Origin of the sequence: Bartonella sp. AP331QHHD (assembly GCF_042195905.1) — a bacterium.
GTDB lineage: Bacteria > Pseudomonadota > Alphaproteobacteria > Rhizobiales > Rhizobiaceae > Bartonella.
In genome coordinates this window covers 43,884-59,749 of record NZ_JBHIPG010000007.1, presented here as the reverse complement: position 1 = coordinate 59,749, position 15,866 = coordinate 43,884, and the positions used below count along the sequence as shown (strand labels likewise).

At 38.8% G+C, this 15,866-nt stretch carries 11 protein-coding genes; 10 read left to right on the top strand and 1 reads right to left on the bottom strand.

All coding sequences use genetic code 11. The features are described from left to right. Positions 1-698 precede the first annotated feature (698 nt). The 7 genes from atpH (at position 699) to ACFIMS_RS00480 (ending at position 8,606) form a co-directional block, all read left to right on the top strand. Positions 699-1,280 (top strand): ATP synthase F1 subunit delta, encoded by a 582-nt coding sequence (gene atpH / locus ACFIMS_RS00510; protein ID WP_375611721.1) that lies wholly within the window; start codon positions 699-701, stop codon positions 1,278-1,280. Further along, positions 1,280-2,815, top strand: a complete 1,536-nt coding sequence (gene atpA, locus ACFIMS_RS00505; RefSeq protein WP_375696273.1) for a F0F1 ATP synthase subunit alpha — start codon at positions 1,280-1,282, stop codon at positions 2,813-2,815. Before atpH ends, atpA begins: the two co-directional genes overlap by 1 nt. Before the next feature lie 20 nt (positions 2,816-2,835). Continuing rightward, positions 2,836-3,747 (top strand): F0F1 ATP synthase subunit gamma, encoded by a 912-nt coding sequence (locus ACFIMS_RS00500; protein WP_375611723.1) that lies wholly within the window; start codon positions 2,836-2,838, stop codon positions 3,745-3,747. Positions 3,748-3,766: 19 nt separating this feature from the next. Beyond that, entirely contained in the window at positions 3,767-5,392 is a 1,626-nt protein-coding gene (atpD, locus tag ACFIMS_RS00495) for a F0F1 ATP synthase subunit beta (RefSeq protein ID WP_375611724.1), read from the top strand. Between the two features lie 108 nt (positions 5,393-5,500). After that, entirely contained in the window at positions 5,501-5,917 is a 417-nt protein-coding gene (gene atpC, locus ACFIMS_RS00490) for an ATP synthase F1 subunit epsilon (RefSeq protein WP_375611725.1), read from the top strand. Positions 5,918-5,939: 22 nt separating this feature from the next. Next, positions 5,940-7,568, top strand: coding sequence for an MFS transporter (locus ACFIMS_RS00485; RefSeq protein ID WP_375696272.1), 1,629 nt, complete (start codon positions 5,940-5,942; stop codon positions 7,566-7,568). 30 nt (positions 7,569-7,598) lie between these two features. After that, a complete protein-coding gene (locus ACFIMS_RS00480; protein ID WP_375611727.1) occupies positions 7,599-8,606 on the top strand; it encodes an HlyD family secretion protein in 1,008 nt (335 codons plus the stop codon). A gap of 470 nt (positions 8,607-9,076) precedes the next feature. On the opposite strand, the gene ACFIMS_RS00475 is transcribed toward ACFIMS_RS00480, so the two are convergent. Beyond that, positions 9,077-9,361 (bottom strand): hypothetical protein, encoded by a 285-nt coding sequence (locus ACFIMS_RS00475; protein ID WP_375696271.1) that lies wholly within the window; start codon positions 9,359-9,361, stop codon positions 9,077-9,079. A gap of 850 nt (positions 9,362-10,211) precedes the next feature. Between ACFIMS_RS00475 and ispG the strand changes: the two genes are divergently transcribed. From ispG to ACFIMS_RS00460, 3 genes are all read left to right on the top strand, one after another. Further along, on the top strand, positions 10,212-11,453 hold the full coding sequence (ispG, locus tag ACFIMS_RS00470) for a flavodoxin-dependent (E)-4-hydroxy-3-methylbut-2-enyl-diphosphate synthase (RefSeq protein WP_375696270.1): 1,242 nt from the start codon (positions 10,212-10,214) through the stop codon (positions 11,451-11,453). A 497-nt stretch (positions 11,454-11,950) separates the two neighbouring features. Next, positions 11,951-13,102 carry an MFS transporter gene (locus ACFIMS_RS00465; RefSeq protein WP_375696269.1) on the top strand — a complete coding sequence of 384 codons (1,152 nt, stop codon included), beginning with the start codon at positions 11,951-11,953 and terminating at the stop codon, positions 13,100-13,102. Positions 13,103-13,969: 867 nt separating this feature from the next. Continuing rightward, positions 13,970-14,491 carry a hypothetical protein gene (locus ACFIMS_RS00460; RefSeq protein WP_375696268.1) on the top strand — a complete coding sequence of 174 codons (522 nt, stop codon included), beginning with the start codon at positions 13,970-13,972 and terminating at the stop codon, positions 14,489-14,491. Positions 14,492-15,866 lie beyond the last annotated feature (1,375 nt).

The window sequence follows — 15,866 nt, the reverse complement described above, 5'->3', positions numbered from 1 at the left end:
CTAAATCAGTGCAATATAGTGCCATATAAAGTGAAGCTATGCGGGCTTAATGAAGGGCGTGATTTTGATAAAAAAATTTGAAAAGAGAGAATTTGTCGATATTTGAAGCTTGTCCGGTATGAAAAATGATATATTATCATTATAAATCAATGTTTTGTATATTTAAAGAGTGTGCTTACAAGAAAATATTACTTGGTGAAATTTTTTAAAAGGAGTGGGTATTTGAAGAAAAAAGAGCAATGTTTTCTTTAATTTTTAGGAGGATATTCATTATTTTTTCTTTCTTATCAGTTTGAAATAATAGACTTTTTCAATCGCAGCTGCATCTCATTAAAGGTCTTGTGGTGATAAAGGGAGTGTTTTTTAGAGAAGAAGTGTTTTATTATGGTGGCAAGGGCATTTGAAGAAAAATCAAAGAGAGTGAAAAAATCGCTCAGAGAATGTCAAAAAGAGGCATAAAAAAACTGTGATGCCATCCTGTATATCTAAAAAAAATGCTTTTCAAAAATATTTTGAATATTTTATTAAAATTTTTAAAAAGCAGCGATTTGTGGTGTTGCGAGTCGGCTATGTCTATGCTAGAAACCAAGTGATTTTTGTTCTAGGTTTTAAGAAAAAGATTCTTAAGATTGAGAATGTCTGTTTCATTTCATCTGATAACTATCAGAGAGTCGCTCAAGGGAAAGAGGCGGTATTTCGTGTCGGATTCATTTTCTCTCATACCGCTGCCGTTGGTAGATCAACGCTATGCGCAAGCGCTTTTTGATTGCGTTCAAGAAGCCGGAAACGTTGAAAAGGTTGAAAAGGCAGTAGAGGATCTTTTACTTGTTTTGGAGCATAAGGATTTAAAACGCTTTGTGCTTAGTCCATTCTTTTCAGTTAAAGAGCAAATTAAGGTGATGCAATCTGTTTGTGCAAACATCAAATTTGCTGATAAAAACGCAGGGCAGGTCATTGGTAATTTTTTACGCGTTATTGCAACAAACCGTAGGCTTAGTGCCGTATTTGGTATTTTACGTGCTTTCCAGCATTGTGTTGCACGCGCTCGTAGGCAGGTTACTGCGCAAATTGTTTCTGCGTGCCCTTTAAGTTCTCAACAAAGACAAGAGTTGTGTGAGGCTTTGCAAGGTGTTGTTGGAGGAAAAGTCTTGCTGCACATCATTGTGGATCCAACAATTCTTGGTGGATTAATCGTTCGTGTGGGATCGTCTCAAATTGATACGTCTCTTCTCACAAAATTGTCTTCACTTAAGCTTGCATTGAAAAAAGAGGTCAGCTGATGGATATTAGACCATCTGAAATTTCAAAAATTCTAAAAGAGCAAATCAAAAACTTTGACCAAAAGGCTGAGGTTTCAGAAATTGGTTGGGTTCTCTCTGTAGGGGATGGTATTGCTCGCGTTTATGGTTTGGATAATGTCCAAGCAGGGGAAATGGTCGCCTTTCCAAACGGTGTGCGTGGTATGGCACTCAATTTGGAAGTTGATAATGTTGGTGTGGTCATTTTTGGCTCAGATCGTGATATTCGTGAAGGTGATTGTGTAAAGCGGTTAGGTGCTATCGTCGATGTTCCTGTGGGGCCGGCTTTGCTTGGGCGTGTGGTTGATGCGTTGGGAAACCCTATCGATGGTAAGGGGCCCATTAAAGCAACAGAGCGTCGTCGTGTCGATGTTAAGGCTCCTGGAATTATTCCGCGTCAGTCTGTCCATGAACCGATGTCGACCGGATTGAAAGCGATTGACGCACTCATCCCTATTGGACGGGGGCAGCGTGAATTGGTGATTGGTGATCGCCAAACAGGAAAAACAGCAATTTTGCTCGATACATTTTTAAACCAAAAACCTTTTCATGAAAAAGGGGCTGGACGAGAGCAAGACAAAGTTTATTGTATTTATGTGGCTATCGGTCAAAAACGTTCGACGGTGGCACAATTCGTTAAAGTTTTAGAAGAACGTGGAGCGCTGGAATATTCTATTATTGTTGCAGCGACCGCTTCTGATCCAGCACCACTGCAATTTATTGCACCTCTTGCTGGGTGTGCTATGGGTGAGTATTTCCGTGATAATGGGCAACATGCTTTGATTGGTTATGATGACTTATCAAAACAGGCGGTGGCGTATCGTCAAATGTCTCTTTTATTGCGTCGTCCTCCAGGTCGTGAAGCTTATCCGGGAGATGTTTTCTATCTGCATTCGCGTCTTTTAGAGCGGGCTGCGAAGTTGAATGCGGAAAATGGATCTGGGTCGTTGACAGCTTTGCCGGTTATTGAAACGCAAGCAAATGATGTTTCTGCCTATATTCCTACAAATGTGATTTCGATTACTGATGGGCAAATTTTTCTAGAGACTAATTTGTTTTATCAAGGAATTCGTCCTGCTGTAAATGTTGGTCTTTCTGTATCGCGTGTTGGTTCTGCTGCACAAATTAAGGCAATGAAGCAAGTTGCTGGCTCGATTAAAGGTGAATTGGCGCAATATCGTGAAATGGCAGCTTTTGCGCAGTTTGGCTCTGATTTGGATGCGTCAACCCAGCGTCTGTTAAATCGGGGTGCGCGTTTGACAGAGCTGTTGAAGCAGCCGCAATTTTCTCCGCTCAAAACAGAAGAACAGGTGGTGGTTATTTTCGCGGGTGTGAATGGCTATCTTGATGCTTTGGCGGTTTCTGATGTTGTGCGGTTTGAGCAGGGACTTTTAGTGCTTTTGCGTAGTGATTATCAAGATCTCTTAAAGGCAATTGCTGAGCAAAAGCAAATAACAGATGAGCTGAAAGATAAGTTGATAACTGTTCTTGATACTTATGCAAAAAATTTCTCGTGATGAATTGATGGAATGCTTGAATGGCTTCACTAAAAGATCTTAGAGACCGTATCGCTTCGGTTAAAGCAACACAAAAGATTACCAAAGCTATGCAAATGGTTGCAGCGGCAAGGTTGCATCGTGCTCAAGAGGCAGCGCAGTCTGCACGCCCTTATGCGAAGAGAATGGCTGATATTTTGACCAGTGTTGCTGCTGATGTAGATGGTGTTGATGCGCCTACTCTTATGCGTGGTACGGGGCGCGATGATGTACATCTTTTGGTGGTGTGTACTGCTGAGCGCGGTTTGTGTGGTGCTTTTAACGTGCAAATTGCTCGTCGTGCACGTGAACAGATTAAGGCATTGTTGGCGGCTGATAAAATAGTAAAAATTATCACTGTGGGTAAAAAAGGCGCGGATATTTTATCGCGTGATTACAAAGGCTTGATAATTGATCATATCGATTTGCATGCTGTAAAGCGAATTGGTTTTGCAGAAGCAGTGATGATTAGTCAACGGATTGTTGATTTATTCAATGAAGGCGCTTTCGATGTTTGTACGCTGTTTTATTCTGAATTTGTTTCCGTAATTAATCAGCGTCCAACAGCTTTGGATTTGATTCCAATGGTTGCTCCAAAAGCAACTGTTAGGGCAATAGATATTGTGGAGCAAACCGATCATAACAAAGGTTCACAATCGATTGTTTATGAATATGAACCTGATGCTGCGTCTCTTTTAGAGGCCCTTGTACCACGTAATCTTTCGGTGCAAATCTTTCGGGCTTTGCTAGAAAATGTTGCTGGTGAAATGGGCGCCAAGATGACAGCTATGGATAATGCATCGCGCAATGCGGGTGAAATGATTAGTAAATTGACGGTGGCTTATAATCGTCAACGTCAAGCACAGATTACGACAGAATTGATCGAAATTATTGCGGGCGCTGAAGCGCTTTAAATGGAGAAGGTAAGGATTGATGGTAAAAGCAGTAACCTCAAGCAAAGGAACAGAAAAAGGTGAAAAAAAGAAACCAGCTGCTCGTTCCAGCGTGAAAAAAGCCGCTTCGAAATCTCAAGTGGATGTAAAGGCTTCCTCTGTACCTGCGCGTGATGCAGCTAAAGATACACCTGTAAAAAAAGATACATCCGCAAAAAAAGAAGAGCGTGCAAAAGGCGCTGTTGGTGAAATCAAGCAGATTATTGGTGCTGTTGTTGATGTGCAATTTGAAGGTGAATTGCCAAATATTCTCAACGCTTTGGAAACAGAGAATTTAGGCAATCGCTTGGTATTAGAAGTTGCGCAGCATTTGGGTGAAAATACCGTGCGTACGATTGCTATGGATACGACTGATGGTTTGATGCGGGGCCAAAAGGTTGTGGATACAGGCACACAAATTAGCGTTCCTGTAGGAGAAGCAACGTTGGGACGTATTATGAATGTGATTGGGGAACCGGTGGATAATGTGGGACCAATCGCTTCAACCAAAACACGTTCTATTCACCAAGAGGCACCTGAATATGTTGAGCAATCGACTGTTTCGGAAATTCTTGTCACCGGTATTAAAGTCGTGGATTTGTTAGCCCCTTATTCTAAAGGAGGTAAAATTGGCTTGTTTGGTGGTGCTGGTGTTGGAAAAACCGTTCTCATTATGGAGCTTATAAACAATATTGCAAAGGCACATGGTGGCTATTCTGTATTTGCTGGTGTGGGAGAACGTACACGTGAAGGAAATGATCTTTATTATGAAATGATCGAAAGCCGCGTGAATGTGAATCCAAAAGAGAATAATGGTTCAACGGAAGGGTCAAAGTGTGCCCTTGTTTACGGGCAAATGAATGAACCACCAGGAGCGCGTGCGCGTGTGGCTCTTTCAGGATTGACAATTGCAGAAAGTTTCCGTGATGAAGGACAAGATGTTCTCTTCTTTGTGGATAATATTTTCCGTTTCACGCAAGCAGGAGCTGAGGTGTCTGCTCTTTTAGGGCGTATTCCTTCTGCTGTGGGGTATCAGCCAACTTTGGCAACAGATATGGGGGCGTTGCAAGAACGTATTACTAGTACAAAAACAGGCTCTATTACTTCCGTTCAGGCAATTTATGTTCCGGCAGATGACTTGACGGATCCGGCGCCGGCAGCGTCTTTTGCTCATTTGGATGCAACAACTGTTCTTTCGCGCTCTATTGCGGAAAAGGGGATTTATCCAGCGGTTGATCCGCTTGACTCTTTCTCGCGTATGTTGGATCCATTGATTGTGGGGGAAGAGCATTACACTGTTGCTTGTCAAGTGCAAACCATTTTACAACGTTATAGAGCGCTTCAGGATATTATTGCTATTCTTGGAATGGATGAACTTTCTGAAGATGACAAATTGCTGGTGGGGCGGGCGCGTAAAATTGAACGTTTCCTTTCGCAACCTTTCCATGTTGCGGAAGCCTTTACTGGTTCACCGGGGAAACTCGTTCCTTTGGAAGAGACAATCAAAGGCTTTAAGGGGCTTTGTGCTGGCGATTATGATGATTTGCCAGAAGCTGCTTTTTATATGGTTGGTTCGATTGATGAAGCACTTGAAAAAGGAAAGCGTCTCATGGCAGAGGCTTCTTAGTAAGAAGCTTCTTATTCAAGAGAAAACTGTCATGGGTATTTTTCGTTAAAAAGGACGAGTCGTTGGAGAAAACGGAGAGTCCTTATATCGGGTATTGTGGAGACTTTTGTGGAAAACAATAGAGAAGAGCATTTTTTATTTGAGCTTGTATCGCCTGAAAAAATTGTGTTTTCAGAGCAGGTCGTGTCTGTTGTTCTTCCTTCAGCCTCAGGTTATTTGACAGTTATGGCGCATCATGCGCCATTGGTGGCAAGTATTGTGTTGGGCAGTGTTCGTGTTCGCACCTCTGTGGGTGAAAAATTATTTGTTGTATGCGGGGGCGTTGCAAATATTACCTTTTCAGGCTGCTCTTTATTGGTAGAGCACGTTGTGGCTGTAGAGAATCTTTCTTTTGATGTATTAGAACAGCAGATTTTGCAGATTCAAGCGACGTTAGAAGGAGGGACAAGTGATGAGGACAATCATAAAATAGAGGCTTTTTTCCAGCAGTTGTCAGCTGATGGTGCTGTGTTGATAGAAGCGTAGCAGAGTTACAGGAAAAGATGACATGAGCGGAAAAAAGAGTACGGTTGTGTCTGCTAAAAGGAGTGCAAAACCTTTTCCTCATCCTGGTCGTGTCTTTGCGGGACCTTTGCCAAAGTGCTTTGTTTATATTTTTGCTTCTCTTATTTTGCAATGGGCTTATGGTTTAGGGGCTAATATTGTTCAGTCTAACATTGTCCATCTTACGGGTGATTTTCATGCAACTTTGGCCGAGACGACATGGCTGGTAGCGGCTTATATGGCGCCAAATGTGAGTGTAGCGATTATGTTGATCAAAATCCGCTATCAATTTGGGCTGCGCGCTTTTGCTGAATTATCAATTCTTGGCTTTGTTTTGGTTTGCGTGTTGCAGCTCTTTGTTACGGATTTGCGTTCTGCATTGATTATTCGCTTTTTTGCTGGGATTGCTGCTGCTCCTTTGGCTTCGCTTGCGCTGCTTTATATGATGGAGGCTTTTGCTCCAGCAAAGAAGTTTACTGTTGGTCTTAGTTTGAATTATATGAATGCGGCTTTAGCGGCACCTTTATCACGTTTGATTTCTCCTGATTTGCTGGAAAATGGTGGTTTTTCCAGTCTTTCCGCTCTGGAAATGGGGTTGGTTCTTATCAGCTTGGTCTGTATCTATACTTTGCCTCTTACTCCTGTTGTGCGTAGTAAGGTTATTCAAAAATTAGATTGGATAAGCTATGGTTTGATTGCTCTTGGTCTTGGATTAAATGCTGTGATCATGTCTGTTGGCATATTGTATTGGTGGTATGAAGCACCATGGATTGGTTGGGGGTTCGCACTTGCTATTTTCTCGTTGGCTATTGCTATTATTATTGAGCTTAATAGAGAAAAACCGTTGATTGATCTCCGTTGGATTTTCAGTAAAGAAATGGTCCAATCTGTTTTTATTTTATTTATTTTTCATGTTTTTTTATTGGAGCGGTCAAATTTGCCCGTAGGGTTTTTTAATCTTTTTGGTTTGCTCAATCGTGAGATGGCGCCCATGTATCTTGCGGTGACATTAGGGATTCTGTTAGGGGGGGCTGTTTGTGTCTTTTTTTTACGGGCGGGGCGTGAGGATTATTTTTATTTGTTGTCTTTGGGTTGTTTGGCGTTAGGAGCTTATTTAGATAGTCATGTAAACCATTTAACGCGCCCACAAGATATGATGTTGAGCCAAGGGTTGGTGAGTTTTAGTTATGCACTTTTTTTGCCTCCGGCTCTTTTCAAAGGGTTTGTGATCGCTGGTGAGCGAGGACCGCGTTACGTTTTAAGTTTTATTGCTGTTTTTTTGCTAACGCAAGTGACAGGGGGATTGATGGGGTCGGCTTTTTTTGGCAGCCTTCAGTTTTATTTTGCCCATAAGAACTTTGAGTCCTTAACACAAAATATTATTATTACTGATCCGCTTATTTCTGGTGAGATGAATACTTTATTTTCGCCTTCTTATGGTGTTTCTGTTCCCAATGGCTTGAGAAGTGAGCAGGGTACTTCTATGTTGATAGAGAAATTTAAGTTAACAGCAAATATTTTTGCTTATGATGACGTTTTTCGGCTTTATTTTTATATTTCAATGGTTGTATTCGTTATTTTTCTTGTCACAATGATTGTTAAGTCATGCTCTTTGCGTGCATTAGAAAAGTAGAGTAATGTCATAGAAAGAGGGGTGCAAAAAATGATAAAAAAATTACGGTCAAAAGCTACGATTGTTGCATTCCTATCGGGCATTACGGGTGTTTTGCTGATTTTGTGGGCTTGGAGGCTTCCTCCTTTTGTGAGTAACATTCAAATAACGGATAATGCTTCTATTAAGGGCAATGTTACTCTGGTTAGTTCACAGATCTCTGGGGTGATTGCACGGATTTATGTGCAAGATTATCAACGTGTTGAAAAGGGAATGCTGCTTTTTGAGCTCGATGATTCTCTTTTTCGGCAGCAGCTTGCACGGGCACAGGCTGTTCTCGATTCAAAAAATGCAAAACTGGCAAGTATTGAATTACAAGCACAGCTTTTGCAGGGCGAAATTAATACAGCAGAGGTGGAATTGGCGCGTTCACGAGCATTTTCCAATGTTGTTCCAGATAGTAAAAAGTTAGGTTTTGGTGATGCGGCAAGTTCTGTTTCTCGTCCTCTTTCACAACTCTTGACAGCTCTCGAAACAAAACGCCAATTGCAAAAACAATTGGATCTTGAACGGCAAAGTTTACAGTCAGAAATTGCGGGAGCGAAGGTGAGTGTTGAGTTGGCAAAACTTAATCTCGATCACACAAAGATTTTATCTCCTCGAACAGGCTATATTGGATTAGTTGGAGCGCGGGTAGGGCAATATGTTATGCCGGGGACACAATTGGTCTCTGTTATTTCTGATGATATTTGGATTATTGCTAATTATAAGGAAACGCAACTTTCTCAGATGCGTGTGGGACAACCGGTTGTTTTTTCTGTTGATGCATTGAACAACAAAAAGTTAACAGGGCGTGTGGTTCGTTTTGCACCTGCTACAGGCTCAGAGTTTTCATTGTTAAAAACGGATACGACAATTGGTAATTTTATCAAAATTGCGCAACGTATTTCAGTACGGATTGCTTTAGATCCTGGGCAGGAAGGAATTGAAAAACTCATTCCTGGCATGTCCGTGGTTACCTATGTAGATACTTCGCAGCGAGTCGATTCTGGAGGATGAAATTTTGGGTTTTTTCAGTTTAATTTTTGCGTCATTTACTTATAGCAAGTGGTTGTTTACATTGGAAGATTTCGTTTGGTTTGCTATACTACATGTTTTAAAGCTCTTAGGCTTCTTATACTTTTATGTCATGATGTAAAATAATGTTCCTTAGAATATTAAAGCGCATGCATCTTTACTCACTTCCATTTCTTTTGAACTAACTCAGTAGGGGGGGAGTATTGGAAGCTTTGCCTGTGGTTTTGCACAACACTGTCCTTTGAGGTGTGGTGTCACCGCATGTTTGGAAGATGGGGGTAGGGGGGGGATGCCAGATAAAAAACTGGATTATAGACTGGGTCGGATGGGAAACTTATCCTTTTGGGAGAGGGCGTAAAGTTAGGAGGAAGACGTAAAGTTTATATTTTGTAAACCATAAAAAATGCCCGCTTTGAGGCGGGCATTAAAAGGGAAGGTTATTGGTTGTGTTATTAATTTTTACGGATCAGTAAGAAGCTTACTAAAACGACTCCTGCTGCTAATGCGAGGGTTTTTTTAGGATTTTCTTTCACTTTTTTCTTTAATTCTGTAGCATGTTCGTTGAGGTGATAAAGTGCGTGACGGCCTTTTTGTTTCCATGTGTTAAACAGCTCAGAAATGTTTTCAAAGCTATCATTTTGAGAACTCCAATAATTTACGGGAACCAGCTCTCTTTTTAATTGTGCTATACGTTTTTTAATTTTAGCATTTTTTCTATGGGGTGAAAATAGACACATTTATTGACTCCTTCATATGTTAAATTGTTGCATGATCGTTGGGATGGTGTTTGGGGTTTTGCTATAACGGCTTGAAAATTGAAAGGTTGCATTGATAATGCCGCGCGTGGGTGAGATGAGAATTAAAAGTTTGGGTTTAATGAGGCATTTCTTAATGTACTTGAGTTCATTTCGTGATGGTGTTTGTTAAGGATGTAAGGTAAAAATTTTTACAAAATGGTGTAAGATTCATTCATAAAGATGGTGGGCGATGTCTTCATTTTTTTGTTTGTTTAAAGTGTTGGGATAGCTTTTGGCACTTGAAATAGTTTATAAGGAGTTTTTATCTATCTATTCTCTTGTGGCTGTAGGGAGTGGTATTGATTGATTCAATTAAGAAGATTTAAAATGAGGAAATCTTACGATATTTGGGGTTGCTATTCAAATTTGTAAAAAATAGATTATTATAAATCAATATGTTGGATTAATTTGGCGATGTCTTTCATGCATTTTTAAAAATTGCGCTTTGATAGGCGTTATCTGTTGTGTTGTAAAACATTGTTTTGTGGTGACGTTGATTAAGGTATCGGCATGCAATTTAAAAATACAGTATTGTCTCTGTTTTGTTTCAGTTTCTTTTTGAAGCAACCAAGTGTAGAAGTATAAACTTGAACAGAAATAGTAGAACTTATCCGGTGCGTCTATAGAATGAATCTACCTATGAATTGTATTGCATCAGTGTTAGTAGGTAGAACCTTTTAAGAGCAATCTGTTAAGATTGGTGGGCGGTGTAATTTTCGTCCTTTGAAGCGCGGAGGAAGTCAATGTAAATAATGATTGATAGCGCAGGTTTTAAAAATTTGAGGACTTGATGAGTACGACCTATTTTTTATCTAAACCACTTGAGCGTCGTCGATCTGTTGGTGTTGCTGTTGGTGATGTGATTATTGGGGGGCAGAGCCCGATAGTTGTACAGTCAATGACCAATACAGATACCGCTGATGTTGATGCAACTGTTTCTCAAGTAGCTGCTCTTTGGCAAGCTGGTTCACAATTGGTTCGAATTACTGTTGATCGCGATGAAGCGGCGGCGGCTGTACCAAAAATACGGGAGCGATTGGAGAGGTTAGGTTTTTTTGTACCATTGGTTGGGGATTTTCATTATATTGGTCATAAGCTTTTATCTGAGCATCCTGCGTGTGCTGAAGCGCTTGCAAAATATCGCATCAATCCTGGAAATGTTGGTTTTGGCGCAAAAAAAGATCGTCAATTTGCAGAAATTATTGAGATTGCTTGTCGGTATCATAAACCTATTCGCATTGGCGTGAATTGGGGCTCTCTTGATAATGCGTTGTTAACACGGCTTATGGATGAAAATGCACAGCAAGAAAAACCCTTATCTGTGGCTGAAGTGATGCGGGAAACTGTTGTGCAGTCGGCTTTGCTTTCGGCTACTTTAGCAGAAGAGTTAGGGTTGGGGCGTGATAAAATTATTCTTTCTGCTAAAGTGAGTGATGTCCAAGATCTTATTGCTGTCTATACCACCTTGGCGGCGCGTTGTGATTATGCTCTTCATTTGGGATTAACGGAAGCTGGGATGGGAACAAAGGGCATTGTTGCTTCTTCGGTGGCTTTGGGTATTTTATTACAGCAAGGGATTGGCGATACGATACGAATTTCCTTAACACCAAAACCTGGTGGTGATCGGACACGAGAAGTAAAGGTGGGGCAAGAACTTTTGCAAGTGATGGGGTTTCGCCAATTTTTGCCTGTTGTTGCGGCTTGTCCTGGTTGTGGGCGCACAACTTCTACGGTCTTTCAGCAATTGGCGCAAAAAATTGAAGCGGATTTACACAAAAATATGCCCGTTTGGCGTGAAAAATATCCTGGGGTTGAAAGTTTGAAGGTGGCTGTGATGGGATGTATCGTCAATGGACCGGGGGAGTCAAAACATGCGGATATTGGAATCTCTTTGCCTGGAGTGGGGGAAAGTCCAGCGGCACCTGTTTTTATTGAGGGACAAAAGGTAAAAACTTTGCGGGGTGATCACATTGCTGAAGAATTTGAAGCGCTTTTGAGTGATTATATTCATACACGCTTTGGGCAAGGTTGAGGTAAAAATCGCATAAGGTTGAAGTAAAAAGGGTGTGTCGTTTTTTTAAACAAGCTGTCTTCAATGTGAAGAGGGTGCTGTGTGCTGCTTTAGCTATGGTCAATACTGTCCTTGGTTGCTTATTATTTTAGGTAAAACCAGATGATATGCCTGTTTTAGAATCAGAAGCTTATGAAGGATATTAATGAGTTTGAGTGTGTTAAGACTATTAAGCAAAACGATATGAATACTTTAATAGATCCGTAAATGTTGTTGCTGGTTTTTTGGCTGCTTTTGAGACAGTGAAATATTTAGCGGATTTTGACAAATGTCAAATTATAGAAAGAACATTGTTTATTGATTTTTCAGGTATTTTCCCAGCATTTTTTTGGGTATCAAATTGATAGGATTGGAAATCCTTATAGCGATTATAGTCCTATTTGTCGTAAAATGTAAGCTTTTATATTGATATAAAATGATGTATACGGGTGCCTTTTTTGGCGTTATTGGGGGAGTGCATGACAAGTATATTAGCGTTTGGCTTTTTATTTAACGGTATAAGGATTTTAACCGGCGCCTTTATTGTCTTTTATATGCTTGAAAAAGGCTTAACGCTTATTGATATTGGGATCATTAAGTCGTTTCAGGCTTTTATTATGATGGTTACCGATATTCCTCTGGGATATTTTGCTGATCGAAAAAGTTATAAAATATCGATCGTTTTGGCAGCGGCTTTTGCTGCCACATGGCTCTTTCTCATGGGATTTTCTACAAGCTTTTATGGTTTTCTTTTGGCAGAAACTTTTAATGCCTTATCGCTGACATTAATTGCTGGAGCCTATAATGCTTTACTTGTTCAATATGCAAAAGCAAAATTGACATCTACTAAAAAAGTGCTTGGTTCCAGCTCTCAATATAATTATATCGGCATGTTTATATTCAGTTTAATCGGGGCATATTTTGCTGATTATTCTAGCCAATATATATGGTATATCGCGGCGTTTTTAATGTTGATGACGACACTATTTGGTTTGTTTTTTCTTGATGACTTGAAGGGGGAGAAAAAACCAAATAAAGCGAATTCTCTCATTTGTGAAGCTAAGGAGATGTTGTCTATTTTTATTAAAGTTCCTTATATCTCTTTATGCTTTTATTTTTCATTGATCTTTTTCAATATATTCTCGCAGTATTGGCAGTGGATATTTAAAGATCATAATATTAATGTCACTTATTTTGATCTTGGTGTGACATTTTCACTGATATTGTTCTCTCAGCTCTTGGCTAGTTTTCTCTTTACAAAACTAAGTGAAAGAGTGAATTTTATTTTACTACTGTTTCTTTCGGCTTCACTGATTTTTACCGTTGCTTTCTTTGAACCAAGAAAAGAAATGGCTGTCATTTTAGTTTGTATGATTTTTTATCTCATTAAGTATACATATCTTCGTGTAGAAGTTGTTTTGCATGATAGTATTAGTGATCATTTCAGGGCTACATATGAATCTTTCTTGTCAACCGTTGGGAGATTTAGCTTATTGGTATTTTTTTACATGAGTGCGTATATGGTCAATATATTTGGCTTTTTCTCACTCGTTTATATTTTTGCTATTTATTTATTGATTTACTTGTTGGCAGTACTTTTTTTAGAAGGAACTCTCAAAAAAGTTCAGTGAAAATATTAACTTATTACGATACGTGTTTTATAGGGTTTCATAGTGGAACAAGGCTTTGATTTATTAAGGCGCATCGTTGTTTTTGCATGTTGAATGAGAAAGCTGAATAGTGTCAGTTATTCTTATTTAAAATCTATGTATGTTGAAGCAATCAAAGTCATCTGCTTGTACGTTATAAGTGGGCTTGGCATAATAATCGTTAAAAAGGAAATAAAAATGCTGCTTATGAATATTGCACAAAGAGTTGCTGATAAGATTGGACGCTGATAAAGAAAATGATTGTGCCAGATTATATGCTTATTAAGGAATGGTGATAGAGCAGTTTTCCCGTTTTTATTGGTTCCTTGCTGGTAACACTTTATCTCATTAGAGCTAATTTAAGCAGTCGGACAATTTATAGCCTGTTCAAATAGGCTTTCCTCATGACTGATTTTATTGTTGATATATTTAACGCGTTTTATTGCTGTTTTCTTTAAAATATCAATTATCTTGTTGAGATAATTTTTTTACGTTGTTCATTCTCATTATGGCTCGTTTTTGAGTATTTTCTCTTTGATTGTGGCGTTAGCTCTGTATTTTCTGATGTTAGAAAATACTCTTATCCAGATAATAAACTTATCTATGGAAACTTTGAATGATATCTCCCCTCTTTGAGAGGGAATAAAACCAAGTACAGAAATATTGTTGAGTACAATTTGCTACAAATAAGCCACAAGAAAACAGCATATATTGATATATTTGATAGGAATCTGTTAAGCCGTACAAATTATGGTCATTAAAAGGTAAAGCGATGAAATCGTTATCCATAACGCGTGTTGTAACATTGATAACTCTTTTTTTGTATTTGTATTGGTGGGATGTACGCGTGTGGATAGTCTAGAACAGTACAATAAACTTTACGAAGAATATATAAGTGAAAAATACGAGGCTTTTGAACATTTTCAAAAGCAGGAACAAGCAAGAAATTTCGTTTATAGCCGTGATTATCAGAATATCGCGCCCAAATTTGATATTATATGGCATCGTCACATACTGATTGTTTTATGTGGACGCTTCGTTAATTTATTACGCGGTGATTATAATGAGGAGATGTCATGGGCAATGCTACCCAATGTCATAAGCAGTTTGCGTTATGACTATAATTGGAGAGAAAGCGATTTTATTTGGGCATATAATATGTCTATGAATTCTACCGACCCCATGATTGATTACGCGAAAAAGTTTCTTAATTCTTCAAGTGAAAATGGCATGAGTTTCAAAACACAAATGATTGATCTCGTGTCGAGTATGAGGACCGGTGATGATGAAAATGTTAAACAAATAGCGCGTTTTTGCATAGAGCTAAACACGATATATGACATGATGAAACCAAGAAGAATTTACAAATGACATTGAATGGATAATGAGAAAAATTCTCTCGAAGGATATTCAATGGCTATAATACTCTTGATAATCGCGGCATTTTCTTGGCCATGTTGCATGTTTTTTTATTATGGCTTCAAAAGGTGGACATATTTTCCAGCTTTTACAACAGGCATAGGTTCACTTACAATGATGCTTTTCATCTTAATAAGAAAATTGCATTTAAAGGAGGAAATTTGCACTTGGATTGAAAAAACTACTTATCACAAATTAGATTGCGCTATTATATATAATAATAAGGACTTTTTTTATCTTTCTGTTGCAATGATCATTCTCTGTTTAATCTTATCAATTTTCTTTTTATGTGATGAATTGAATAAACGAGATAAAGAGCGTGATGAATTAAAGTTGTACAGTGATCATGATTATTATTCAATTGAAGTTATTACACACTTTTGTAAATAAAAATGTTTCTTCTTTTGAAGGAGCATGCCGACACAATTATTCACTTTGCTAGCCCCTAATGTTGCGGACAGCCCTTGGCTTTTAAGACGGTTCATAAGAGGCAGTTTTTAGTCTTTTCTTTGATGTTTTGCCCCACACGGCTTTTCCCGCTTGTGACGTGCAAGCAAGTGATTTTGATTGATTTAACATACACAGATTTGAAATGAGAGAATCTTACGGTATTCAGGGTTCTTATTCAAGTTAAAAACCGCAAATTATCATTATAAATCAATGTATTATATATTTCTTGCTAAGAAAAGAGAGATCGGTAATAATATTTTTTTGGTCTTTCGTTCTATTGAAATTAATGGCTTTATTTATCCTGTTATGCCGTAACATACTGTCATTTGAGGGGTGGTGAAGGTAGCCTGTTTGATACATTAAGTATTTTAAGAAGTGCATGGTGAATATTCTTAAGTCTTGTTTATTGCGTCTTTAGTTTAAGTGAATCGCATGCGTGGAAAGCGAGAGAAACCTACTCGGTAGGAAACTAGACTGTTTACAGAGTAGATTAGGTTAAAAGACTTTGTTCTTTGAGGGTGGCATAAAAATCAAAATAGCCATTATGTTCATTTTTTTCTGATATTTTAAATACGAGCTTCAAAAAAATGATGCTTAAACTAAACAACGAGCACTTTTGTAAAAGTGTTTTTAGAGAGCAAGCAATACACGAGTGAATTTACAGAATGTAAGCATATTTGATCTTCTACAACAAGATAGCGTGGAAAGGCATAAAAATTACGACTCTCTACTGAGGGCATTGTACTCCTAGGGTTGGCAATAAACAACAGATGACTTTGATAAGGCTACAAAGCCAATCGGCATTTTTATTGTTTTTTGCGGGTTTATAAAATGCCTGGTTTTATACTTATTCTGTTTATTTTTGCCTTATCGTTAG

Coding starts and splice junctions, on each gene's coding strand:
- atpD (WP_375611724.1), top strand. CDS start 3,767: ATGGTAAAAGCAGTAACCTCAAGCAAAGGAACAGAAAAAGGTGAAAAA.
- atpA (WP_375696273.1), top strand. CDS start 1,280: ATGGATATTAGACCATCTGAAATTTCAAAAATTCTAAAAGAGCAAATC.
- ACFIMS_RS00485 (WP_375696272.1), top strand. CDS start 5,940: ATGAGCGGAAAAAAGAGTACGGTTGTGTCTGCTAAAAGGAGTGCAAAA.
- ACFIMS_RS00465 (WP_375696269.1), top strand. CDS start 11,951: ATGACAAGTATATTAGCGTTTGGCTTTTTATTTAACGGTATAAGGATT.
- ACFIMS_RS00500 (WP_375611723.1), top strand. CDS start 2,836: ATGGCTTCACTAAAAGATCTTAGAGACCGTATCGCTTCGGTTAAAGCA.
- ACFIMS_RS00480 (WP_375611727.1), top strand. CDS start 7,599: ATGATAAAAAAATTACGGTCAAAAGCTACGATTGTTGCATTCCTATCG.
- ispG (WP_375696270.1), top strand. CDS start 10,212: ATGAGTACGACCTATTTTTTATCTAAACCACTTGAGCGTCGTCGATCT.
- ACFIMS_RS00475 (WP_375696271.1), bottom strand. CDS start 9,361: ATGTGTCTATTTTCACCCCATAGAAAAAATGCTAAAATTAAAAAACGT.